28 protein-coding genes are annotated in these 23,608 nt (G+C 59.6%); 9 read left to right on the forward strand and 19 right to left on the reverse strand.

Translation table 11 applies throughout. The features are described 5' to 3' along the window. The first annotated feature begins 196 nt into the window (after positions 1-196). The 6 genes from rimO (at position 197) to tsaA (ending at position 5,365) form a co-directional block, all read left to right on the forward strand. On the forward strand, positions 197-1,534 hold the full coding sequence (gene rimO, locus LOY28_RS23565) for a 30S ribosomal protein S12 methylthiotransferase RimO (RefSeq protein ID WP_018926946.1): 1,338 nt from the start codon (positions 197-199) through the stop codon (positions 1,532-1,534). A gap of 125 nt (positions 1,535-1,659) precedes the next feature. Continuing rightward, positions 1,660-2,133, forward strand: a complete 474-nt coding sequence (locus LOY28_RS23570; RefSeq protein WP_019580977.1) for a GNAT family N-acetyltransferase — start codon at positions 1,660-1,662, stop codon at positions 2,131-2,133. A gap of 127 nt (positions 2,134-2,260) precedes the next feature. Further along, positions 2,261-2,971, forward strand: a complete 711-nt coding sequence (locus LOY28_RS23575) for an rRNA pseudouridine synthase (RefSeq protein WP_019580978.1) — start codon at positions 2,261-2,263, stop codon at positions 2,969-2,971. Between the two features lie 75 nt (positions 2,972-3,046). After that, on the forward strand, positions 3,047-3,517 hold the full coding sequence (locus LOY28_RS23580; RefSeq protein WP_018926949.1) for a DUF1456 family protein: 471 nt from the start codon (positions 3,047-3,049) through the stop codon (positions 3,515-3,517). A 193-nt stretch (positions 3,518-3,710) separates the two neighbouring features. Then, positions 3,711-4,481 carry an SDR family oxidoreductase gene (locus tag LOY28_RS23585; protein WP_258612621.1) on the forward strand — a complete coding sequence of 257 codons (771 nt, stop codon included), beginning with the start codon at positions 3,711-3,713 and terminating at the stop codon, positions 4,479-4,481. 185 nt (positions 4,482-4,666) lie between these two features. Beyond that, positions 4,667-5,365, forward strand: a complete 699-nt coding sequence (gene tsaA / locus LOY28_RS23590; protein WP_018926951.1) for a tRNA (N6-threonylcarbamoyladenosine(37)-N6)-methyltransferase TrmO — start codon at positions 4,667-4,669, stop codon at positions 5,363-5,365. Between the two features lie 149 nt (positions 5,366-5,514). On the opposite strand, the gene fpr is transcribed toward tsaA, so the two are convergent. Then, entirely contained in the window at positions 5,515-6,294 is a 780-nt protein-coding gene (gene fpr / locus LOY28_RS23595; protein ID WP_002554680.1) for a ferredoxin-NADP reductase, read from the reverse strand. A 122-nt stretch (positions 6,295-6,416) separates the two neighbouring features. On the opposite strand from fpr, the gene LOY28_RS23600 reads away from it, so the two are divergent. Beyond that, positions 6,417-7,343, forward strand: coding sequence for a LysR family transcriptional regulator (locus LOY28_RS23600; protein WP_018926952.1), 927 nt, complete (start codon positions 6,417-6,419; stop codon positions 7,341-7,343). Here LOY28_RS23600 and LOY28_RS23605 read toward each other — a convergent pair. From LOY28_RS23605 to LOY28_RS23615, 3 genes are all read right to left on the reverse strand, one after another. Further along, positions 7,340-7,702 (reverse strand): diacylglycerol kinase, encoded by a 363-nt coding sequence (locus tag LOY28_RS23605; protein WP_018926953.1) that lies wholly within the window; start codon positions 7,700-7,702, stop codon positions 7,340-7,342. The two genes, LOY28_RS23600 and LOY28_RS23605, sit on opposite strands and share 4 nt — an antisense overlap. A 75-nt stretch (positions 7,703-7,777) precedes the next feature. Beyond that, positions 7,778-8,428, reverse strand: coding sequence for a response regulator transcription factor ErdR (gene erdR / locus LOY28_RS23610; protein ID WP_018926954.1), 651 nt, complete (start codon positions 8,426-8,428; stop codon positions 7,778-7,780). A gap of 209 nt (positions 8,429-8,637) precedes the next feature. Next, on the reverse strand, positions 8,638-9,396 hold the full coding sequence (locus tag LOY28_RS23615; RefSeq protein ID WP_018926955.1) for a tRNA-uridine aminocarboxypropyltransferase: 759 nt from the start codon (positions 9,394-9,396) through the stop codon (positions 8,638-8,640). A 189-nt stretch (positions 9,397-9,585) separates the two neighbouring features. Here LOY28_RS23615 and LOY28_RS23620 point away from each other — a divergent pair, with 189 nt between their 5' ends. After that, a complete protein-coding gene (locus LOY28_RS23620; protein WP_018926956.1) occupies positions 9,586-10,011 on the forward strand; it encodes a PA3611 family quorum-sensing-regulated virulence factor in 426 nt (141 codons plus the stop codon). On the opposite strand, the gene LOY28_RS23625 is transcribed toward LOY28_RS23620, so the two are convergent. Beyond that, the gene (locus LOY28_RS23625; RefSeq protein WP_018926957.1) at positions 10,012-10,206 is read right to left on the reverse strand and encodes a hypothetical protein; all 195 of its coding nucleotides are present in this window, start codon (positions 10,204-10,206) and stop codon (positions 10,012-10,014) included. Between the two features lie 491 nt (positions 10,207-10,697). Between LOY28_RS23625 and LOY28_RS23630 the strand changes: the two genes are divergently transcribed. Next, positions 10,698-11,816 (forward strand): TIGR00730 family Rossman fold protein, encoded by a 1,119-nt coding sequence (locus tag LOY28_RS23630; protein ID WP_018926958.1) that lies wholly within the window; start codon positions 10,698-10,700, stop codon positions 11,814-11,816. 42 nt (positions 11,817-11,858) lie between these two features. Here LOY28_RS23630 and recX read toward each other — a convergent pair whose 3' ends face one another. The 14 genes from recX to LOY28_RS23700 form a co-directional block, all read right to left on the reverse strand. Then, positions 11,859-12,326, reverse strand: coding sequence for a recombination regulator RecX (gene recX, locus LOY28_RS23635; protein WP_026286484.1), 468 nt, complete (start codon positions 12,324-12,326; stop codon positions 11,859-11,861). 8 nt (positions 12,327-12,334) lie between these two features. Continuing rightward, a complete protein-coding gene (gene recA, locus LOY28_RS23640) occupies positions 12,335-13,387 on the reverse strand; it encodes a recombinase RecA (RefSeq protein WP_007940559.1) in 1,053 nt (350 codons plus the stop codon). Positions 13,388-13,470: 83 nt separating this feature from the next. Further along, entirely contained in the window at positions 13,471-13,971 is a 501-nt protein-coding gene (locus tag LOY28_RS23645) for a CinA family protein (protein ID WP_019647843.1), read from the reverse strand. 80 nt (positions 13,972-14,051) lie between these two features. Then, on the reverse strand, positions 14,052-14,570 hold the full coding sequence (locus tag LOY28_RS23650; RefSeq protein WP_258612622.1) for a lysis protein: 519 nt from the start codon (positions 14,568-14,570) through the stop codon (positions 14,052-14,054). Then, a complete protein-coding gene (locus LOY28_RS23655) occupies positions 14,552-15,175 on the reverse strand; it encodes a glycoside hydrolase family 19 protein (RefSeq protein ID WP_018926962.1) in 624 nt (207 codons plus the stop codon). Before LOY28_RS23655 ends, LOY28_RS23650 begins: the two co-directional genes overlap by 19 nt. Before the next feature lie 58 nt (positions 15,176-15,233). Next, entirely contained in the window at positions 15,234-15,761 is a 528-nt protein-coding gene (locus LOY28_RS23660; RefSeq protein WP_018926963.1) for a tail fiber assembly protein, read from the reverse strand. Positions 15,762-15,769: 8 nt separating this feature from the next. Beyond that, the gene (locus LOY28_RS23665) at positions 15,770-17,122 is read right to left on the reverse strand and encodes a phage tail protein (protein ID WP_258612623.1); all 1,353 of its coding nucleotides are present in this window, start codon (positions 17,120-17,122) and stop codon (positions 15,770-15,772) included. Positions 17,123-17,133: 11 nt separating this feature from the next. Then, entirely contained in the window at positions 17,134-17,733 is a 600-nt protein-coding gene (locus LOY28_RS23670) for a YmfQ family protein (protein WP_258612624.1), read from the reverse strand. After that, on the reverse strand, positions 17,721-18,764 hold the full coding sequence (locus tag LOY28_RS23675) for a baseplate J/gp47 family protein (protein WP_258612625.1): 1,044 nt from the start codon (positions 18,762-18,764) through the stop codon (positions 17,721-17,723). Before LOY28_RS23675 ends, LOY28_RS23670 begins: the two co-directional genes overlap by 13 nt. Then, complete coding sequence (locus LOY28_RS23680; RefSeq protein ID WP_018926967.1) at positions 18,754-19,152, reverse strand: phage GP46 family protein; 399 nt, start codon at positions 19,150-19,152, stop codon at positions 18,754-18,756. Before LOY28_RS23680 ends, LOY28_RS23675 begins: the two co-directional genes overlap by 11 nt. Beyond that, the gene (locus LOY28_RS23685; protein WP_258612626.1) at positions 19,152-19,661 is read right to left on the reverse strand and encodes a phage baseplate assembly protein V; all 510 of its coding nucleotides are present in this window, start codon (positions 19,659-19,661) and stop codon (positions 19,152-19,154) included. The genes LOY28_RS23680 and LOY28_RS23685 overlap by 1 nt, the downstream gene beginning before the upstream one ends. A gap of 67 nt (positions 19,662-19,728) precedes the next feature. Then, entirely contained in the window at positions 19,729-20,772 is a 1,044-nt protein-coding gene (locus tag LOY28_RS23690; protein ID WP_018926969.1) for a phage baseplate assembly protein, read from the reverse strand. Between the two features lie 3 nt (positions 20,773-20,775). Then, positions 20,776-22,011, reverse strand: a complete 1,236-nt coding sequence (locus LOY28_RS23695; protein ID WP_258612627.1) for a DNA circularization protein — start codon at positions 22,009-22,011, stop codon at positions 20,776-20,778. Next, complete coding sequence (locus LOY28_RS23700) at positions 21,998-23,500, reverse strand: phage tail protein (RefSeq protein ID WP_258612628.1); 1,503 nt, start codon at positions 23,498-23,500, stop codon at positions 21,998-22,000. Before LOY28_RS23700 ends, LOY28_RS23695 begins: the two co-directional genes overlap by 14 nt. Positions 23,501-23,608: the final 108 nt, after the last annotated feature.

Genomic DNA, 23,608 nt, shown 5'->3' on the forward strand with positions numbered 1-23,608 from the left:
TATTGACTGTAAAAAATCGGTAAAGCGTAAAGGCGCGAAGCATAGCGCAGCACTCGTCGTATTTCCCTGCATAAAGCTGGTCAAGTGCGCCGCCCATCGTTAGAATTGCGCACTTTTTGACCAGAGGGTGCAACATAGCGCCCGTCTGTCGCCTTGCCGTCATCGGCTGGAGGCGTCACAAATACCGAGGTTAGACATGTCCACCACTCCTGCGCCGGCCAATCCAAAGGTTGGCTTCGTATCCCTGGGTTGCCCGAAAGCACTGGTCGACTCCGAGCGCATCCTTACCCAGCTGCGCATGGAAGGCTATGACGTTGTGTCCACTTATCAGGACGCCGACGTCGTGGTGGTCAATACCTGCGGCTTCATCGACTCGGCCAAGGCTGAGTCCCTGGAAGTGATCGGCGAAGCCATCAAGGAAAACGGCAAGGTCATCGTGACCGGCTGCATGGGCGTCGAAGAAGGCAATATCCGTAACGTGCACCCGAGTGTGCTGGCCGTGACCGGTCCGCAGCAGTACGAGCAAGTGGTCAACGCCGTGCACGACGTCGTGCCGCCGCGTCAGGATCACAACCCGCTGATCGACCTGGTGCCGCCGCAAGGGATCAAACTGACCCCGCGCCACTACGCCTACCTGAAGATTTCCGAAGGCTGCAACCACAGCTGCAGCTTCTGCATCATCCCGTCGATGCGCGGCAAACTGGTCAGCCGCCCGGTCGGTGACGTGCTCGACGAGGCCCAGCGCTTGGTCAAGTCCGGCGTCAAAGAGCTGCTGGTGATTTCCCAGGACACCAGCGCCTATGGCGTCGACGTGAAATACCGCACCGGTTTCTGGAACGGCGCGCCGGTGAAAACCCGCATGACCGAACTCTGCGAAGCCCTGAGCACCCTCGGCGTCTGGGTTCGCCTGCACTACGTTTATCCGTACCCGCACGTCGACGAGCTGATCCCGCTGATGGCCGCCGGGAAAATCCTGCCGTACCTGGACATCCCGTTCCAGCACGCCAGCCCGAAAGTCCTCAAAGCCATGAAACGCCCGGCTTTCGAAGACAAGACCCTGGCCCGCATCAAGAACTGGCGCGAAATCTGCCCGGACCTGATCATCCGTTCGACCTTCATCGTCGGCTTCCCCGGCGAAACCGAAGAAGACTTCCAGTACCTGCTGAACTGGCTGACCGAAGCCCAACTGGACCGCGTCGGCTGCTTCCAGTACTCGCCGGTCGAAGGCGCACCGGCCAACGATCTGGACCTGGAAATTGTTCCGGACGACGTCAAGCAAGACCGTTGGGATCGCTTCATGGCGCACCAGCAGGCCATCAGCTCGGCACGCCTGCAAATGCGCATCGGCCGTGAGATCGAAGTGCTGGTGGACGAAGTCGACGAGCAAGGCGCGGTTGGCCGCTGCTTCTTCGATGCCCCGGAAATCGACGGCAACGTGTTCATCGACAACGGCAGCAACCTGAAGCCGGGCGACAAGGTCTGGTGCAAAGTGACTGACGCCGACGAATACGACCTGTGGGCTGAACAGATCTAAACGCAAAAAATACGAAAAGCCCCGCTCTCTTGACGAGATGCGGGGCTTTTTTACGTCTATCGTTTTGTGGGAGAAAAAACTCGCAGCCTTACGGGAACGGCTCTTAACAGAAGGAGCAAGCGGCCATGCGCCAACATTCGGTCATTTACACACCGAAACAGAGCGACTACGAAGAACTCACCCACGTGTGGGAGGCCTCGGTGCGCGCTACCCATGACTTTCTGCCCGACAGCTACATCGAACTGCTGAAGAACCTGGTCCTGACCCGCTACCTCGACGCCGTCATGCTGATCTGCACCAAAGACTCGCGCCAGCGCATCACCGGGTTCGCTGGCGTGGCGGCGGGCAAGATCGAAATGCTGTTCATCGATCCGGAGCACCGTGGCCAAGGCCTGGGCAAGCAATTACTGCGCTACGCCCTGGAACACCTGAACGCCGATGAGCTGGACGTCAACGAGCAGAACCCACAGGCCCTGGGTTTTTACTTCAAGCAGGGCTTCGAGGTGATTGGTCGTTCGGAGCATGACGGTATGGGCCAGCCTTACCCGTTGCTGCACATGCGTTTGCGCCAGGGCCAGCAACTGGCGCGCAATGGCTGACCACCATGGCGCCATGTGGGAACGGGCTTGCTCGCTCCCACATTAAAAACACATGAGGCAAATGGACTCGCGATTAACCCGCGCCCAGCAGGTACAATGCCCACCCCTTTTTTGTTACGGCCCTGTCATGACTGACCCGATTCGTCTCTCCAAACGCCTCATCGAACTCGTCGGCTGCTCCCGTCGGGAGGCTGAGCTGTTCATCGAGGGCGGCTGGGTCACCGTCGATGGTGAAGTCATCGACGAGCCGCAGTTCAAGGTGGACACCCAGAAAGTCGAGCTCGACCCAGAGGCCAAGGCCACTGCGCCGGAGCCGGTGACCATCCTGATGAACGTCCCGGCGGGCATGGACGCGGACAGCGCCATGGCGACCCTCAGCGCCGCGACCCTGAGCGAAGAACACCGCTACGGCAAACGTCCGCTCAAGGGCCACTTCCTGCGCCTGACCGCCAGCGCCGACCTGCAGGCCAACGCCAGCGGTCTGCTGGTGTTCACCCAGGACTGGAAGATTCTGCGCAAACTCACCGCCGATGCCAGCAAGATCGAGCAGGAATATGTGGTCGAGGTCGAAGGCGACATGGTGGCTCACGGCCTCAACCGCCTGAACCACGGCCTGACGTACAAGGGCAAGGAACTGCCGCCGGTCAAGGCCAGCTGGCAGAACGAAAACCGTCTGCGCTTTGCCATGAAAAACCCACAACCGGGTGTGATCGCCCTGTTCTGCCAGGCCGTCGGCCTCAAGGTCGTCGCCATCCGCCGCATCCGCATCGGCGGTGTGTCCATCGGCAAAGTGCCGTTGGGGCAATGGCGCTACCTGTCCGGCAAAGAGAAGTTCTAAGGCTTTTCCCGCCGCCATACATTTCGGCGCCGCAGCTTCATGCGGCGCCCACAGCGAAATATCAGGACTGCACACATGATTCATAACGACGTACTGCGCAGCGTGCGCTACATGCTCGACATCAGCGACAAGAAAGTCATCGAGATCATCAAGCTCGGCGGCATGGACGTCACTCTGGAAGACCTGGTGACGTACCTCGACAAGAAAGAAGAAGACGAGGAAGGTTTCGTACGCTGCCCGGACGAAGTCATGGCGCATTTCCTCGATGGCCTGGTGATCTTCAAGCGTGGCAAGGACGAAAGCCGTCCGCCGCAGCCGATCGAAGTGCCGGTGACCAACAACATCATCCTGAAGAAGTTGCGCGTCGCCTTCGAACTGAAGGAAGACGACATGCACGCCATCCTCAAGGCCGCCGAGTTCCCGGTGTCCAAGCCTGAGCTGAGCGCGCTGTTCCGCAAGTTCGGCCACACTAACTACCGCCCGTGCGGCGATCAATTGCTGCGCAACTTCCTCAAGGGCCTGACCCTGCGCGTGCGCCCGCAGTAAATCGCGCCGCGCGCCCTGTAGGAGCCGGCTTGCTGGCGATGGCGATCTTGAGAACGCCATCGCCAGCAAGCCGGCTCCTACAAGCGCGGTCGCAGACCAATCTGTATAGATGTTCATTCCGCGCAAAAATAGTGGCTCCGCTTCCGGCGGCTGAAGACTAGGGTGTATTGACCCTCAGCTCTCAGGACTCGCCATGCATCCCTACTTCTCTCTGCAAGGCCGCACCGCTCTGGTGACCGGCGGCACCCGCGGTATCGGCAAAATGATCGCCAAGGCTTATGTCGAGGCCGGCGCCATCGTGTACGTGTGCGCCCGGGATGCCGAAGCCTGTCAGCAAACTGCCGATGAGCTGAGTGCCTTCGGGATTTGCCACGCCGTGGCCGCCAACCTGGCTAATGAAGAAGGCGTTCAACAACTGGCCGCGCAATTGAGCGAACAGATCGGTCAGCTGGATATTCTGGTGAACAATGCCGGTACCACCTGGGGTGCGCCGCTGGAGAGTTACCCGGTCAAGGGCTGGGAAAAAGTCATGCAGCTCAACGTCACCTCGGTGTTCAACTGCATCCAGCAATTTCTACCGCTGCTGCGCAAGGCCGGTTCGGCGGCGAATCCGGCACGGATCATCAACATTGGCTCGGTGGCCGGGATTTCTTCCTTCGGCGAACAGGCGTATGCCTACGGCCCGAGCAAAGCCGCCCTGCATCAACTGTCGCGGATTCTGGCGCGAGAGTTGGTGAGCCAGCACATCAACGTCAACGTAATCGCACCGGGACGTTTCCCGAGCAAGATGACTCAGCACATCGGCAACGATGAGCAGGCGCTGGCCGAGGACACGGCGTTGATTCCGATGAAGCGCTGGGGCCGGGAGGAAGAAATGGCGGCGCTGGCGATTAGCCTGGCGAGCACGGCCGGGGCGTATATGACCGGGAATGTCATTCCTTTGGATGGCGGGTTTAGTCTCTAGATCGGCGGCGCGGCTATCGCGGGCAAGCCACGCTCCCACAGGTTTTATGCCGTACACAACATTTGCGTTCACTCGAGAACCTTGTGGGAGCGTGGCTTGCCCGCGATGACGGAGTAATAGGCAGCACCGATCTCGAGGCCGCTCGGGTTATCATGCCGCCCTAATCCCGGCCTCGACCCCAGACCATGACCTACAGCGTTTCCCCCATCGGCTTCGTGCGCTCCTGCTTCAAGGAGAAGTTCGCCATTCCGCGTCAACCGCAACTGGCCCCGGCCGCTCGGGGCGTACTGGAGCTGGTGGCGCCGTTTGATCAGGGTGATGCGGTGCAGGGGCTGGAGCAGGTCAGCCATGTGTGGCTGCTGTTCCTGTTCCATCAAGCGCTGGAAGAAAAGCCACGCCTCAAAGTCCGCCCTCCGCGCCTGGGCGGTAACAAATCCATGGGCGTGTTCGCCACCCGCGCGACGCATCGTCCTAACGGCATCGGCCAGTCGGTGGTCAAACTGGACAAGGTCGAAGCCAATCGACTGTGGATCTCCGGCATCGACTTGCTGGACGGCACGCCAGTTCTCGACATCAAACCCTACGTGCCCTACGCCGACATCATCGACACGGCGTCCAACGACATCGCCAGCGCCCCGCCGCTGCTGATTCCCGTGCAGTGGACGGACTCGGCCCTGCAACAGGCCCACGGCCACGCTCAGCGGCTTGGCGAGCCTCTGGTCGAGTTGATCGAGCAATGCCTGGCACAAGACCCACGCCCGGCGTACCAGATTCCTACGCCTGAGCGCGAATACGGCGCGCAGTTCTGGGATCTGGATGTGCGCTGGCATTATCCTGAGACGGGCGTGATCCGCGTCCTGGAAGTCATTCCCGCAAAAGCCTGAACCCCGGAAACGAAAAAGCCCGCATGACCTTCTCAGGTCATGCGGGCTTTTCTGTGCACTACACCATTGAATGTAGGAGCCGGCTTGCTGGCGATAGCGCTTTGAAGTTTGCCATCGCCAGCAAGCCGGCTCCTACAAGTGACCTTCGGTCACTTCTCGACGAACGCACGCTCGATCAGGTAATCACCCGGCTCGCGCATCCGCGGCGAAACAGTCAGGCCGAAGCTGTTCAACACTTCGCTGGTCTCGTCGAGCATGCTCGGGCTGCCGCACAGCATGGCGCGGTCGTCCTGCGGGTTGATCGGCGGCAGGCCGATGTCGCTGAACAGCTTGCCGCTGCGCATCAGGTCGGTCAGGCGGCCTTCGTTTTCGAACGGCTCGCGGGTCACGGTCGGGTAGTAGATCAACTTGTCACGCAGGGCCTCACCGAAGAACTCGTTCTGCGGCAGGTGCTCGGTGATGAATTCGCGGTAAGCGACTTCGTTGACGTAACGCACGCCGTGGCACAGGATCACCTTTTCGAAACGCTCGTAGGTTTCGGGGTCCTGGATGACGCTCATGAACGGCGCCAGACCGGTACCGGTGCTGAGCAGGTACAAATGCTTGCCAGGCTTCAAGTCATCCAGCACCAGGGTGCCGGTAGGCTTCTTGCTGATGATGATCTCGTCGCCTTCCTTCAGATGCTGCAACTGGGAAGTCAGCGGGCCATCAGGCACTTTGATGCTGAAGAACTCGAGATGCTCTTCCCAGTTCGGGCTGGCAATCGAGTAAGCGCGCATGAGCGGCCGGCCGTTGGGCTGTTGCAGGCCGATCATCACGAACTGACCGTTCTCGAAGCGCAGGCCCGGATCGCGGGTGCACTTGAAGCTGAACAGAGTGTCGTTCCAGTGATGAACACTGAGGACACGCTCGTGGTTCATGTTGCTCATGTACGTGGGACTCCTGGAGATTTTGCCTGCGCCAATGATGTGCACAATTGCATCGCATTCTAATGGCAGCGACAATATCTGTTAAATGGATTATTAAGATAAGGGTTATCGGTTATATCGATATGCGATTTACTCTCCGTCAACTTCAAGTATTCGTCGCCGTCGCCCAGCAGGAAAGCGTATCCCGTGCCGCGGGCCTGCTCAACCTCTCGCAATCGGCGGCGAGCACCTCGATCACCGAGCTGGAGCGCCAGTGCAGCTGTCAGCTGTTCGATCGCGCCGGCAAACGGCTGAGCCTCAACGCCCTCGGCAAACAGCTATTGCCGCAAGCGGTGGCCCTGCTCGATCAGGCCAAGGAAATCGAAGACTTGCTCAACGGCAAGTCCGGTTTCGGCTCCCTGGCGGTCGGCGCGACCCTGACCATCGGCAATTACCTGGCCACCCTGCTGATCGGCAGCTTCATGCAGCGCCATCCGGAAAGCCAGGTGAAGCTGCATGTGCAGAACACCGCCAACATCGTGCAACAGGTGGCTCACTATGAAATTGATCTGGGTCTAATCGAAGGCGACTGCAGCCATCCGGACATCGAAGTGCAGAGCTGGGTCGAAGATGAACTGGTGGTGTTCTGCGCGCCCCAGCATCCGCTGGCTCAACGCGGTATTGCCACTATGGAGGAGCTGAGTCATGAGGCGTGGATTCTCCGAGAACAAGGCTCGGGCACGCGGCTGACCTTTGACCAGGCCATGCGTCACCACCGCAGCGCGCTGAACATTCGCCTGGAACTGGAACACACCGAAGCGATCAAGCGCGCGGTGGAATCGGGTTTGGGGATTGGCTGCATTTCGCGCCTGGCGCTGCGCGATGCGTTCCGCCGTGGCAGCCTGGTGCCGGTAGAAACACCGGATCTGGACCTGGCGCGGCAGTTCTATTTCATCTGGCACAAACAGAAATACCAGACCTCGGCGATGCGCGAGTTCCTCGAACTGTGCCGCGCCTTCACCGCCGGGGTTCAGCGCAGCGACGAGATCGTTCTGCCTGCCATCGCTTAAAGCAGGATCACCGCCCACACCAGTGCGATCATGCTCAATGCCACGAGTTGAGCGGCACTGCCCATGTCCTTGGCGTTCTTGGACAGTGGGTGCCGCTCCAGGGAAATGCGGTCGATGGCCGCTTCGACCGCCGAGTTGAGCAATTCGACGATCAGCGCCAACAGGCAGACGGCAATCAGCAGCGCCTGCTCGACACGGCTGACATTCAGGAAGAACGACAGCGGAATCAGGATGGCATTGAGCAACACCAGTTGCCGGAAGGCCGCCTCGCCAGTGAAGGCCGCGCGCAGGCCGTCAAAGGAATAGCCGGAGGCGTTGAGGATGCGTTTTAGGCCGGTCTGGCCTTTGAAAGGTGACATAGAGTAAGCAACTGACCAAAAAGGAGTGGGAAAGCTAGATTAAGCAAAGTCAAAAAAGCGTGAATACATAACACCTTAGTGGCTCGAAATTGACTCAAGTTGTTGCAAGAGCAGCGCCGCCTGAGTCCGGGTCCGTACATTCAGCTTACGGAAAATCGCGGTGACGTGGGCCTTGATCGTCGCTTCGGAAACGCTCAATTCGTAAGCAATCTGCTTGTTCAACAAACCTTCACAGACCATGGTCAACACCCGGAACTGCTGGGGCGTCAGGCTGGCCAGGCCTTCACTGGCAGCCTTGGCTTCGTCGGAAACGCTGACGGCTTCGAAGGCCTGGGGCGGCCAGAAAACATCACCATCGAGCACCGCGCGTACGGCTTTTTGAATGACACTCAAGTCACTGGACTTGGGAATGAAACCGCTGGCGCCGAATTCACGGGACTTCACCATGATCGACGCTTCTTCCTGCGCCGACACCATCACCACTGGAATCTGCGGGTACTGACCGCGCAACAGCACCAGCCCGGAAAAACCGTAGGCCCCTGGCATGTTCAGGTCCAGCAACACCAGGTCCCAATCGGCCTTTTCGGTCAGACGACTTTCCAGCTCGGCAATGCTCGCCACTTCCACCAGCCGGACATCCGGGCCCAGGCCCAGGGTCAATGCTTGATGCAAGGCACTACGAAAAAGAGGGTGGTCATCGGCAATCAGGATTTCGTATGTGGCCATTTTTCAAATGATCCTGTTTTTCAAACAACTCCAGGTGCAGCCACGCAGATGCACCAACAGGGCACGTTCAACGCCAATCACATGGCTATTCACGTAAAAATACGGCGTATCAAACGATGGCCGCGCCCCAATCGGCGCCAAGCATGCCCAGCGAAACCGGGGTGGTCAAGATACATAACCGGTACAGTTCTTTGCAGTATGGGCGACAATCAGAACATGGCGGGGACGTCGTTATGAACAAACCGCATCAGCTCGGCGTGGGCCGGTGTGGCGAGGTTCATGTCCAGCTGTTTTTTCGCATCCAGATAATGCTGACTGAACACGTCAAAATAAGCGTCCAGCGCTGACGCAGCCTCGGTATCACCGGCCAGATCGAGACACAGTGCAGCCACTTCAGCGGTGCATAAATGTTCGCTACGGGTGGAGCGGCGCAGTCGATAACGTGACAGTTTTTCGGGCAGCAGGCTCAAGATCGGCAAGCGATCAAAATACGGGCTCTTGCGAAAGATCTTACGGGCTTCGGTCCAGGTGGCGTCCAGCAGAATGAACAGCGGGCGCTTGGTGCTATCGACCGCGACACTGTGGGTAACTCGCTCGGGTTCGACGTATTCGCCCGGAAACACCAGGTACGGTTGCCATTGCGGATCGGCCAACAGCGCCAGCAGTTGCTCATCAGTCTCGGTACGCGACCAGATGAATGCATGATTGTCGCGCACCACATCAGCGATCAGCCAACCGGTGTTACTTGGCTTGAATACTTCTTTGTTGGTCATGATCAGGCAAACGCCCGAGCGGGCCTCGACCGACGGGCGCCAGGCACACAGGCAATGACTTTCAATCACGCGGCAATCACGGCATCGCGGCGCTCTCCAGCCACGGGCCTGAATCGGCTTGATGCCCTCCTCCTCTCGCTGATCGCGCAAGCGGGCGACGGCGTTTGCGGCAAAGCGCGGGGTGACAGGGTTCATCGCAGGCAGCACCGTAGTGGATGGAAAATCGACACGAAAAACACTCGCAAGGGCAAAAAGTCGCGGCAGTTTATCAGAGCAGCCGGTGCAAGCCTGTACCGCTCAGACCTCCTCCCCTATAATTCGCCGCCACTGAACGCACAGTCATGTGCCTGGTCGAACCACCAGTCACTGAACCAGGAGAGTTTCATGCTGCGCCTTATCGTTCCCACCGCTGCCATTTTGCTGGCGTCGTCCTTTAGCGCTCAGGCTGCATCCTTGAGTGAGCAGAATCTCAACAGAGAGCTGCGAAACGTCGCCGTACAAAGCAGCGTTGGCACTCCACGGGCGATCAACGAAGACATTCTTGATCAGGGCTACACTGCCGAAGGAAAAGTGCTGATCAACCACTTGAGCGTGCAAAGCAGCCACGCCGAAAAAATGCGCGCCGATCCCAAAGCGGTGTACTTCCAGCTCGGCGCCTCCGTATGCAGAAACCCAGGGTTCCGCAAGCTGATGGCCAAGGGCGCAATCATGCGTTACGACTTCACCGAGGTGAAGACCAACCGTCCGGTCGGCTCCGCCAGCTTCCAGGACTCGGACTGCCCGAAAGAGACTCCCGCGAAGAAGAAATAATTACCTGGCATTGGCGCGCCGCTGTTCATCCTCGGCGCGCAGCTCTGCCAACAGCGCCTGCAAGTAACGCGAACGTCGCTCCCCACCCTCCAGACGTCGACAGCACTCTTCTTCGAGACTCAAATGATGGGTCTCGGCCGATGCTTTCAGCAATCGATACAGTTGCGCATCGATCTCCAGAGTCACTCTGGGCATGGTTTCCCGCCTCCCTGCATGCATTGATCGCCGTTGATCACGCGATAAATCCCTGAATTGCTTGAACGTCGCGTCCTGCCGTTGACGCAAAGTTGTCGTGTCACGCCTGTAACTTAGTAAATCAGAGCGCGAGACATGCGGCTTGCGTTCAGACGAGCGGTGAAAGCACCTTGCAAATCGTCAATAAGCGGTTGCCAGGAAAGACTTTGCGGCGCAATGATCAAGCCAGCGAAAATCGTTGCGAGGGTCTAAATTCAAAGTGTTCATGTTGTTTTTTTAAGGGCAGAAAAGGGGCTGCCCATTACGGTGTCTTATTGTGCGAACGTTTCTTTCATTCAAGGGATAAGCAGAGCCCGTATGGATGGCTCGATTGCAACCGAGTCAAGTAGAGCGCCCAGGCATGGGCTTGGGCAGACAGCGACACAAGGGGTGTCGCGGCGCCGACAATTGTTTTGTCGGGGCCGAGGGTTCTGTGCAGAAGGAGAAGTTGAATGCCTTACCAACCGAATGACCTACTGAGCCGTCATTTTCAAGAAAGCGGCCACGACCTCACCAGCAAGGTCGAAGAACAACTCAACCTGGTTTCACCCAACAGCCCCAACATCCCGATTTACCGCGACATGATCCTGACCGTGCTGCGCATGGCTCAGGAAGATCACAACCGCTGGAATGCCAAGATCACCCTGCAAACCCTGCGTGAACTCGAGCACGCTTTCCGTGTGCTGGAGCAGTTCAAGGGACGGCGTAAAGTTACCGTTTTCGGCTCGGCCCGCACGCCGATAGAACACCCGCTATATGGCCTGGCCCGAGAACTGGGCGCCGCCCTGGCGCGCTCGGACCTGATGGTCATCACCGGTGCCGGTGGCGGCATCATGGCGGCGGCCCATGAAGGTGCCGGCCTGGAACACAGCCTGGGATTCAATATCACCCTGCCCTTCGAGCAACATGCCAACCCCACGGTCAATGGCACCGCCAACTTACTGCCCTTCCACTTTTTCTTTACCCGCAAGCTGTTCTTCGTCAAGGAAGCCGATGCGCTGGTCCTGTGCCCAGGCGGTTTCGGTACGCTGGATGAAGCACTGGAGGTGCTGACCCTGATCCAGACCGGCAAAAGCCCGCTGGTGCCCGTGGTGCTACTGGATGCGCCAGGCGGCACATTCTGGCAAGGCGCGCTGGACTTCATTCACCATCAACTGGAGGAAAATCGCTATATCCTGCCGACCGACATGAAGCTGTTGAGCCTGGTCTACAGCGTCGAAGAGGCCGTGGAGCAGATCAACCAGTTCTACAGCAACTTCCACTCCAGCCGCTGGCTCAAGCATCAGTTCGTGATTCGCATGAACCACACACTCAGCGACCGGGCGCTTGAACACATGCAGGAGGCATTCGCCGACCTGTGCCTGAGCGATCATTTCCATCAGCATGCCTACAGTGGCGAGGAGCACGACGAAGCGCAGTTCAGCCATCTGGCGCGCTTGTCCTTCACCTTCAACGCTCGTGATCATGGCCGTCTGCGGGAATTGGTGGATTACATCAACCTGCCGGAAAACTGGGCCCAGTCCAGACCCCAGGCGCAGCAACGCACACGGGAACCGTCCAAGGTAACGTGATGCAAAAAAACGGCCCGCTATCGAAATAGCGAGCCGTTTCAGTCAATCGTCCATCCCTCGGCCGCTGAACAAGCGGCTGATCATTTCCATGGAATATCCCCGATAACTCAGGAACCTGCCCTGTTTGGCACGTTCTCGGGCGTCTATCGGTAAATGCCCGGAAAACTTGCGCCGCCAGGTGTCTTCCAGTTGCTCCTGCCAATCGATACCACTCTCGCGCAAGGCGAGCTCAATGTCGGTACGTTGCAGGCCACGCTGGCTCAGCTCTTCGCGAATGCGCAAAGGGCCATAACCGGAACGGGCACGGTAGGAAACAAAGCTTTCGAGGTAACGGGATTCGGACAACAAGCCCTCTTCCGTCAAGCGGTCGAGTGCTGTGTCGATCATTTCAGGGGGGGCGCCGCGCTGACGCAGTTTACGCGTCAGCTCGACTCGACCGTGCTCGCGTCGCGCGAGCAGGTCCATTGCAGTTCGCCGCACCGCGACGAGTGTATCGAGTACGGCGGTCATCGGATCGATCAGATATCAGCGTCAGCCAGGTCGTCTTCGGTCTCTCTGACGGCCGAAGCCTTGACGTCCGGTGCCGGGGTCAGCAGCTTGTCGCGCAACTGCTTCTCGAGAGTCGCGGCGATTTCCGGATTGTCTGCCAGGAACTTGGCCGAGTTGGCCTTGCCCTGACCGATCTTGGTGCCGTTGTAGGCATACCAGGCACCGGACTTCTCGACGAAACCGTGCAGAACACCCAGGTCGATCATCTCACCGTTGAGGTAGATGCCCTTGCCGTAAAGAATCTGGAACTCGGCCTGACGGAACGGCGAAGCCACCTTGTTCTTAACGACTTTGACGCGGGTTTCACTACCGACGACTTCATCACCTTCTTTCACCGCGCCAGTACGACGGATGTCCAGACGAACCGAGGCGTAGAACTTCAGCGCGTTACCACCGGTGGTGGTTTCCGGGCTGCCGAACATCACGCCGATTTTCATGCGGATCTGGTTGATGAAGATCACCAGGCAGTTGGCGTTCTTGATGTTACCGGTGATTTTACGCAGCGCCTGGGACATCAGACGGGCTTGCAGGCCCACGTGCATGTCGCCCATTTCGCCTTCGATTTCAGCCTTTGGTACCAGAGCGGCCACGGAGTCGACGATGATCACGTCAACGGCGTTGGAACGCACCAGCATGTCGGTGATTTCCAGGGCCTGCTCGCCGGTGTCCGGCTGGGAAACCAGCAGGTCGTCGACATTGACGCCCAGTTTGCCGGCGTACTCAGGGTCGAGAGCGTGTTCGGCGTCGACGAATGCGCAGGTCGCGCCGGCTTTTTGAGCCTGGGCGATCACCGACAATGTCAGGGTGGTTTTACCGGAGGATTCAGGACCGTAGATTTCAACGATACGGCCTTTTGGCAGGCCGCCAATGCCGAGCGCGATGTCCAGACCCAGAGAGCCAGTGGAAATGGCCGGGATCGCCTGACGGTCCTGATCGCCCATACGCATTACGGCACCCTTGCCGAATTGACGTTCGATCTGACCCAGGGCCGCAGCCAAGGCTTTCTTCTTGTTGTCGTCCATTAAAGTCCTCACGTAATCAATAAGGCCTGACGGCCAACACCTGTATAAGTAGCCAGTATTATTCCACAGCGTTTCAGGATCGCCTACCCCTGATTTGAGATTTCTCCAGCGGTATGCCGCAGCAGCCCCTCTAGCGCGGCCTTCACCGTTTGTCGGCGGACCTCGTCGCGGTTACCGGCAAAGTGCTGGACCTCGCTGAATACCTGCTCACCGACGCCCCAGGCCAACCACACCGTGCCCACGGGCTTGTTCGGCGAGCCGCCATCCGGCCCCGCCACACCGCTGACCGCCACGGCAAAACGCGCCCGGCTTTTTTCCTGGGCGCCTCGGACCATGGCCTCGACCACCTCACGACTGACCGCCCCGACGGTTGAAAACAACTCGGCCGGGACATTCAATTGCTGGGTTTTCTGACGGTTTGAGTAGGTGACATAACCGGCCTCGAACCACGCCGAGCTCCCCGGAATGCGGGTGATCGCCTCGCTGATCCCACCGCCGGTGCAGGACTCGGCGGCAGTGACGTGGGCATTGAGAAGCTGCAAGCGTCTGCCGAGTAGATCGGCCAGATGAGTGATCTCTTTCACGGCTCTCTCCTGATCGAGCGGAATGAGGCCTACCGTACACGAGCGAATCGCACTTGCAAGGTTCAGGATCGATCAAAATGTTAGTGAGCCAGAGCCCTGACATAGGCCTGACAGGCCTGCAAGGCAATCAATCCGCTGTCACCGGCGTCGGTGATGGCGATAATTCGTTGAGCATGCGCCGGGTCAAGTCGGGCTCTCGCGGCGCCATGATCCACGCCGCCGGTGCCGGAGGCAGGCGGCACTGCACAGATTGAGGCAGCGTCATGGGCATCGAGGAGGACTGACAGGCGCACATCAGCAGTGGCAAGACGATCGCGCAGGCGACCTTGATCACGTTCGGCATCGCTAAGCGCTCGATAATGGGTTTGTTCACTGGCCGACAGTCGCTGCTCCAGGTCCAGACGCCTGTTTTGTTCGGCCTGTTGCTCGGTGGCGGCCGCCAGGGTCAGTTGATTAAGGCTCTCGGCGTGCACCCTGGCCTGTTCCGCCAGTTGCCGGCCGTAGCGCCAATCCTGAAACTGCCAGGCCAGCGCCGCCGAACAACCGGCCAGCACCAGCAGACCGATCAATCGCCAGCCGTTCAGACCGAGGACTGGCATAGCACCGCCCTCGCCCGCGCCCACAACAACAGACGATCTTGCAGGCCGTTAAGCCCACTGTTGATGCGACGAGTGATGCTGTTGAACTGGTCGCGGTCCGCCAGTTCATTCAAACCGTTCAGTTCCCAGAACCAGGCCGCAGACAGCGCGGCGTACTGCGGTTGTATCAGGAGATCTGGATTGCCGATAAGGTCGATACCGAGGTCATCACCGCACTCCTGATAGTTTGCTCGGCCGGTGATCTGGATCAGGCCGCGACCGCGATATGTCCACCCATCACTGCTCGCGGCATTACCATTGCCCATGCGCGAGGCATAGGCAATGTTCGCGATCTTCTCCGGCTGACGCGCGCGCGCAGCTGCCAAATCAGCCGGGAACCGGCTTGGCCACGTCGCCATCAGACCCGGCGCATCGTAGTTCAAGTTCTCAACGACGCGGGTGAGTTGTCCGGACTCATGTCCTATCTGCGCGATAAAGGCCGCAATACGCCTAGCCGTGATGATCTGAAACCGCACCATGGCTGTATTCAGGACAGGAACAAAAACGCCGGCAACTGGGCCGGCGTTCGGGAGGATCTGCAGCAACTGCTGCTGGGTGATGGGCATACTTTTCTCCGGGAAAAAATAATCCGGCACTTGGCGGGCATCGGAATTGCGCTCTCGGCTATGGAGAGGTCGGCCACGCAATAGTGGTTGGGTAACCTGGTTGCTGCTCAATCTTTTTCAGCGCTAACTGGTAGGCCGCGTAGGCCTCGAAGGTCGCCGTATCCGCAGCATCGAGCAACCCGGCAATGTAGGCGTTAACCATGCCGGCAGTGACTTGATTGGCCGCCGACATTAGCGCATTGCACTGAGCCTGAGCGACTGCAGCGGCATCAAGCAGCCACTCAGTACCGCTCCAGACGTAGTAAGCACCGGGACAAGGGAGCAACGTATATTCGCTGGGGAGCTCGCCAAGCTCGGACCACTCCTGCGCTGCGCCGGTGGTCACGCTGTACACCGTCCCGCGATGATCGGCGAGTTGAACCGGCGCAGCGTTGACGAGCACCCAAACATTGCCCGGATCAGGCGTCGGCAACAAGTCGGCCAGCTCGACGGCATTGCTCGGCAACTGACAGCCCAAGCCAGGAACTTCGGGAAGAGAAACCGGGCCAACCAAGACACCCAGTGCATCAAACACGTAAATGGACATAAAACACCTCAGATCAATTTAATTCGGCCCGGGTAGGCAATGTTTATCGGGCGAGTCTCAGAACCTCCGGCGTACCCCGAGGCCCCGGCAACCCACTGCGCGTAGTTGTTAGTACCACCCCCCATCATTGTCGTGCCAAATGTACCTGCACCAGGCAGGGAGTGGTTGTGAGATCCGAATTGGCTGGCCTGCGAGCTACCCGCCGCACGATTCAGGTCAATTCCGAGAGACTCATCAGCGGGGCGCTGGAATCGACCCCGGGCATCTGGACAACGGAACGTGGTGGCACCGTCGCCAGAAGTCCATCCACCCTCCATGCCGGCGCGAGCGGCTTCAGTGGTCAGCATTCCTGACTGTTGCGCGTGGTCCCACAACCAGGGGAAGGAGGCCCGCGTCAACAGCGCGCCGTTCATGGCGCCGTAACCACCGGGATTAAACGAGGACGTGGTTTCAAGTACCGACCGACCCAGCGGAGTACCGTCGTAACGACTTATCGGCCACCAGTTGCCCGCGCCATCACTGCGCAAATGCCAGTAATCGCACGCCCCCATCAGGACCAAGAATGAATATCCAGCCGCATTCAGGTGGGTGTGAAATTTGATTTTGTCGGTCCCTGACGCAGTGACAACAAGGGTATTGGTGGTGTTATCCAAGCGACGAACAATGAAGTCAGTCACGCCAAGTGCCGTGTTAGAGGTAGGCAGCGTGATCGTCCGGTTAGACGCCGTCGCGTCAATAATGACCAACCCCCTCTGCGCGGCGGTCAGCGTGGTATCCGCACTGATACTGGTGACATTGCCGGTTATCTGGCCCAGTTGGGCCGCGTGCTGGCTTTGCGTTGCTGGAGCGATTTGCTCAGCCGCGCCAGTGCAGAACAGCAGGATGTATGAGCCTCCGCCGATAGAGGTGTTCCACTGCACCCATGCGTCACCGTTGGCGACCAGCTCGCCACCTCGAAGGGCTGAATGGGCACCCCCAACCATAGCGACGGCCCCCAGGCCGTCGTTGATCGTGCAGGCACCAGTGTTCGCCGTTTTGACCTTGAAGCGCAGGGGCTGGCCTTCGACGCGGGCGGTGATCGCCGGCGTGAAGTTGCAGACGTAGTTATTGGCCGTGCCGGTGTCGATGGCAAAGCTGCTTGCAGCAGATTGGCCAAGGGTACCGATGGCTTTCAGTAACTGCGTCAGGTCAACTTCACTGGGTACCATTCCCGCCGCTGCAATCACATTCAACACCTCGCTCGTGATTGCGTTGCCCCATGTCGACGGAATCAAAGATCCCGGCGTCCCGGTGACCGGGCTCTCATCCACAAACTGTCCATTCACTAGCCCAACGCCGGGCACACTCTTTGGATAATCCACTTTTCTATCCTCTAGTCATAATTGATGTAAACCAGCGTATGCGCTGGTGCGCTGCGGTGTATCAAGCATTCCAAGGCATTGCCCGGGTTCATGCCAAAACGCTCGCCCCAGTAGCTGGCGCCGAAACGCCGCCCAAGCAGCAGGCGGCCGCCGGTGTTTAGGGTCCACATGAACTGCGCCTGCAAGGTACCGAAGTGCGCCGCACCGAAACGCGAGCGCCCCATACGCGGCGCCCTGAGTTCGGTGATGGTGGCGTTCGGGTAGCCTTGGGTGCGGGCAATCTCGACGAAATAGCCGATGGTCTGGCTGCCGACCGCGAGCAGTCGCCGGCGTACGGCGAGACGGCGATCGTCGAACAGAGGGGGTGCGCCCAGGCACGGGTCCGGCAGGTTCATTACCCGTTCCCAATCAGGCACCAGCTCGCTGACACCGGCCGGGTCCATTTCATTGAGCAGGTCGGCGGCGCGGGCGTCGAGGCGGGCCAGTTCCTGGGCGACGCCTGCAAGGACATCTTCGAGTTCCGGCACCCGCTCGGGGTCCCAGGCTGGGCCGCTGGGCAGCAGGCTGCGCAGTTGGGTGTGGTATTGCGCGGCGGTTCTTATGCCTGCCATACGCAACCTCCAAAGGTCAGCAACTGGTTGTTGGCTGCTGCTACATCGGCGATCGGCGACAAGAGTTTGTGGTCGTTTTCGCCGGTGGCGCTGCTGATGGCTTCGGCGATGTGGGTCAGCAGCAACGTGTCGCCGAGGCCCGCCTCGCGGTTATGCAGATCGCGTAGTTGCGCCTCGACAGTGGTGCGCACAGCGGTGGTGTCCGGGGTCAGGCTCAATCGGTAAGTGACAGGCACTTGCACTGGTGCCAGCACGTGCAACTCGGCAGTAACCGGGCGCAGCGGTTCGATGTAAGCCTGAACTTCGGCCAGTTGCGCGGCGGTCGGGACGGGTTCCGGGTCGTTATCGCGCATGATGAACAGCCCGACGGTGCCAGGACCAAGGTAGCTGCCGAGACACCACGCGCGAGTCACGCCGGGGCATTCCAGCGCCCAGGTTTCGTAGTCTTGCGCCGAGCCGCCATGGGGAATGATGCGATAGGAACTAATAACCCGGGAGCGCAGCGACTCCAGGCTTTCTCGCGCCACACCACCGTTGAGCCCCGGCGCCAGTACGGTAAAGCTATTGCCGACGATCCCCGCAATCGGCTGTACCGGAATCAGCGTCATGCCGGCCTCGGCATTGCCCAGGCTGCCGGCCTCGAGCGCGGCGATGGTGGTGCTGTTGAGGCCGTTGCTGGTGATGCCAGCGGCGGTCACTTTATAGGTGCGACCGTCGCTCGATTGCAGCAGGGTGTCGACGTCCAGCACGGCACCGGCGCTGGCGGTAAAGCTGACGCTGCCGCTGGCCGCTTGTGCGGATTTGCGCGGCTGGTTCAAACGCAGTGCGGCGATCCGTTCCAGGGTCGACTCATCCGCCTTGTCCGGAAGGATCTGCTCGGCGATCCAGTCCAGGTAGCCATACAGGCCGTAGGCGGCGCCACCGAGGGTGCGGGCCAGCACTTGCGCATCGGACTGGCGCAGCGAATCGCTGGCCAGGTCGCTTTGGGTGCGCTTGATCAGCACCGGCAGCGAAGGGGTTTCAAACGGCATAGATCACCTGCCAACTGTTATCAGGGTTGATGTCCAGGCGTTCGCCATCGGCCAGGGTCAGGACCGTGCGCAGGTTCAGGCGCTGGGCGTCGAGGCGTTCGCTGATGATGTCGATGGCGCTGCAGTGGCCGTCGTCGATCAGCCATTGCAGGGCTTCGCGGGCGTAGAACTCGGCGTCCATCTGGGTCTGGCGGGTCAGCTTGACCCGGCGCAACAGCCACAGCCGCGAACCGATGCGGTCGTCGGCCACCGTAGGAAAGCTGTCGCCCCACCAGCCGAAACGCTCTTCGTCGTCGAGGGCATCGTCATCGGCGGCACGGCGCCAGGTGAACAGGCTGATCAGCACTGAACGGGTCAGTGCGGCGTGGAGGTTTTGGCTGATCAACATCACTGCCCTCCCGCCGGTACACCGGTCTGGCCGTTGCCCGCTTGCACGCCGCCATGCACGTGTTTGATCTGGCTGATGCCACCGGCAATCTGATCGCCGGTGGAGACGATTTTTCCGGTCTGGTTGATCACCGGGCTGTCGATGTTCACCGCACTGCTGGCGCGGATATTCAGGGTGGCGGTTTCGATGTCGATGATCCGCCCGCGCTTGAAGTGGATCTTGTCGCCTTCGTCGGTGTAGATCGCCACTTCGCCAGGGGCCAGAGACTGGAGGCGATAACGACGGTCGGCGACCACTAGCACGATGGCGTGGGAGCGATCACCGCCCAGAAACGTGGCGACACCTTCGGCGCCGGCCAGCGGATTGCTGGTGAAACCGTAGGGTTCGAAGTGCTCCATGTCGTCGTTCACTTCGCCGGCGGTGAGGCGCATTTGCAGCGATTGAAGCTTGGTGGCCGAGTTGGCGAGCACGACAGTGCCGCGCGCCAGGAGGCGTGTCAGTAGGCTCATGTTGAATTCCTTGGAGGAGCGAGGCCGAAGGCTGCGACCTTTTAAGGGGCTACCTTTTAAGGGGCTATCAGGTTTTCTTCGGGGGCTCGGGATTGGCATCGAAGGTGTGCGGCGGTGCGACTTGCAGGGTGGTGATCGAACCTTGCGCCGACAGCGAGTAGGTCACCTTGGAAATCAGCATGTCGTCATCGAATCCCAGCACCGGATCCTTGACCCGCACCAGCGTGTTATGGCGCCACAGATCGCCGTTCGATTGCCGCCAACCCTGCACTTGGTAGGTGGTGGTTAAAGCCTTGCCGACGCGGGTGGCGCTTTCCCAGTTGGCCCGTTGCAAGGCGAGATCGGGATTGATCTGCATGCCTTCGTTGATCACCGTGACCCGCCGACGCTTGTAGCTCAGGTCGGCAGACACCGATTCAACCTCGCTGACCGCCGCCCCGCTCTTCTTGTCCGTGCCCTTTTGCTGACCGATGACCCGGTATTCGGAAAACACCTGGCTGTAATCCATCGGCGCGTTGGCCGACAGAATATTCTTGCCCAACTCCAGCGCATCGCTGGCTCGGCCACCACTGCCAGGCCGGGCCAACACCAACCGGCCCTGGGCATCATCGGTAGAAAACACCCGGAACAGCGTCAGCAAGCGGTCGATGGATTGAAACACCGTTTCCCCCGGCACGATGGTGTGACTGCTGAGCCGGGCGGTCTCGGGAATTTCACTGACCACAAAGACCTTGTAGGTGATCGCCAGCGCTTCGACGATGCTCAACAGCGATTGCTCATGCCATTGGTTCGGGCGGTTGGTCGCGGCGCAATCCACCAGGTCCTGAGTACAAGAACTGCCTTCGATGTTCAGGCTGATCTGTCGCCCGTCATAACTGATCGGCGCCTTGAACACATACCCGGTCAGCACCAGATCCTGGCCGATGCGCACTTCACAGGCGTCACCGGGCTGGATGCGCTTGTCCACGGTCTGTCCCGGCCATTGCCAGGTGATGTTGAGTTTAAAGGTGCGGAACTGACGCTCCAGATCCGCCGTGATTTCCACGCTTTTCCAGCCACCGTATTCCAGGCCGCCGACTGTCAACGTGACGCGGTTATCCATCTCGTTCATGGTTCACTTCCCGGAGACTTTCACATCGTTCGGCGCGTACCCTGGATGGGTAATCCCGTTGCGCTGAATCACTTCGGTGACCCGCGTTGCGTCGGCAAATTGCTTGTACGCCACGACCAGCGCCGGAAGGCTTTCCTGAAAAGACTTGCTGACCTGTCGTACACCCGACGAAGCCACTGCCTTGAGATGCGCAAGCAGCGCCTGCTTCACATCGTCGATGGCCAGATAGTGCGCGGGACTGGCCTTGTCCAGCATCGGGTTGATCGCCTCGACAAGCGCCTTTTGCAGCGCTTTCAAATCGTCGGTGACCGGCACTTCCTGCCGGGTGACCGGCAGGTTCGCCTGCTGCTCCAGCGATGGTGTCGACGACAGTTTCACCGGTGTCGACGCGACCGGCATCGAGGCGACCCATTGCGCCACTTTGACCAGCAGCGTGTCCTGTACCAGATCGGCCATGGCTTGCGCCGCGGCCGTGGTGTCCTTGCCGGTGGTGAGCTTTGGCGCATCGGCCTTGCGGATGGCTTCGAGCTGTTGGGACACGTCGGCAATCACGCCGCGATAACCCTCCTTCGCGAAGTCCTTGAGCGATTTGATATCGCCGAGCAAGCCCTTGAATTCCGCCGCCACTTCCTTGGGCAGCTCCTTGACCGCTTTGACCAGCTCGGTGATCTGCCGGTACTCCTCGATCAACGGTTTGAGCTGTTCCTTGATCACGTCATACACCCCGGTCAGGCTATTGCGCAGATTGTTGATACCGATCCGCGCAGCCTGGATCCGGATCATGACCTCTTCGAACCGCGCCACCGCCGAACCCAGCAAAGTGTCGGCCTTGGCCAGCAGCACCTTCTGCGTGCTGACCGTGGCCGTCGGAAACGGCAGCGGTTCATCGGGGTAAAACTTCAGCGCAAAGGTCACCAACCCGCCGTCCTGGCGGGTGTGGGTCATGTCGCATTCGCCGACCTTGACTTGTAGCCGTCCCAGCCACGGGTGGACCAGTTCACCACTGCCCTGTTCCAACGCCTTGAGCAGCTTGTCGCGTTGCTCCAGGCAATCGGGGCCGACGATGAACGCCGTCAGATCGTGGATCTTCGCCTGCTGGCCAAGGCCCTCGAAAAACGGCAGGTCCCGCTGCGGATACTCGTGCAACTGGCCCTTTTTACCGACCGGGGTTTTCGCCTGATCGACCCAGAAACCGACACCGCGAAAGGACGCCGGCAACAAACGGTCACGCCAACTCATTGGAGCCTCCCAGGGAAAGTGAGCGGTAGCCGATGCGCGAGTTGAGCGACAGCCCCGGTTGATTGGTTTGCGGTTGATCGGTACGCAGCCCGGCCGGCGCGTTTTCGAAGCGAACCGTCAGGCCGCCTTCGAGTTGCGTGCGATTGTTGGCGGCGCTTTGTTGGATCAAGGCGTTGGAGTTTTGAGTCAGAGAACCGGGCTGCAACAACGACGACTTGAGCGGCAAACTGCCGGGAGTCGCCAGCGCGTTTGAGGGCTGCTCGGAAGCGGCATTGATGAACGCCGCCGCCGGCGCAAACTCCCCCTTGCCTTCAGCATTGGTTTTCTTTTGCACCTCGGTGAAGCTTTCGACCTTGCCGGTAATTTGGGCGATAAAACCACCAAAGCTACCGCCAAGCATCTCCTGGATGGGCGCCAGAATGGCCCGGAGCTTTTCCGCTTTTTCACTGAAAAACTGAACCACGGATGCCCATGTTTCGCTCAGTGCATCCAAGGGCGACCAAGTGAACAGCCCGCTGAGGTAGGAAAAGAACGCCTGCGCTCCAAGCTTGATCGACTCCCAGTAGCCCGAGAACATGGCAGGGACCTGATCCCAAGCGGCGGCAATGGCGTCCAGCGGCACCCAGTCGAACAGGCTGCGCAGTTTCTCCTTCACCGGCACAGTCAGTGCCACGAGCAGATCCCAGATCGCCGCAAACAAACCGACAACGGCCCCCCAGTTGTTCAGGATCATTCCGTAGGGCGTCCAGGCAAACCACGCCTTGAGGAAGTCGAATCCTGCACTCACGACTGCTTTGACTTGATCAAAAATTGCCGAGAAAACGCCGCTGATCGGAGCCCAATAACCGACAACCTTTTGCCAGAGCCCGGCGAAAAACGTCGAAATCGGCTCCCAGTTGGTAATGATCACACCGGCCGCCATGGCAATGCCCATGGCTATCAGCATGATGGGATTGGTCTTGAGCACCATGCTCATCAGATCGAACACTTGCGTCGCGCCGGTCACGGCCGTTTGCATTGCCGAAAATGCGATGGCACCTGCCGCCAACCCTTCGACCAGTTTCGGGTTGTCATCAAGCAGGCTGCCAAATCCTACCAACAACGGTTGAAGACCTGCCGTTATGGTCGCGACAGCAGGCTGCAAGGCCGTGTTGGCCGCGATCGACACCTGCTCCATCGAGCGACTGAACACATTCATGTTTTGCGTAGCGCTCACCGGCGCTTTCGGCAAATCAACGCCTTCGGCTGCTTCATTGACTTCGGTCAATTTGCCCTTGAACGCGTCGGACACCTTGATCGCATCCATGAACGGCGTGATCACGCTACCGCCCTTGAACAAGCCGCTGATGTCCAGTTTGCCGAGGCCTGTCTGCTCCAGATTTTTCTTGAAGCTCTCGACTTTTTCCCGAAGGGCGCCGAGTTTGGGTGACAGTTCATCGATGCCCGTGAGCAGCACCGATGTTTTCCCTTTCGTTTGTGTGTCTGCCATCACTGCACCTGCTGCATCGCATTGATCCGTTGCGCGTGCTCCAGCGATTCGCGGAGCACATCCAGTGGCCTGGCCATCATCTGTTCGGGGTCAACCTTCCAGAACCAG

The sequence above is a fragment of the Pseudomonas sp. B21-017 genome, from assembly GCF_024749245.1.
Taxonomy (GTDB): Bacteria; Pseudomonadota; Gammaproteobacteria; order Pseudomonadales; family Pseudomonadaceae; genus Aquipseudomonas.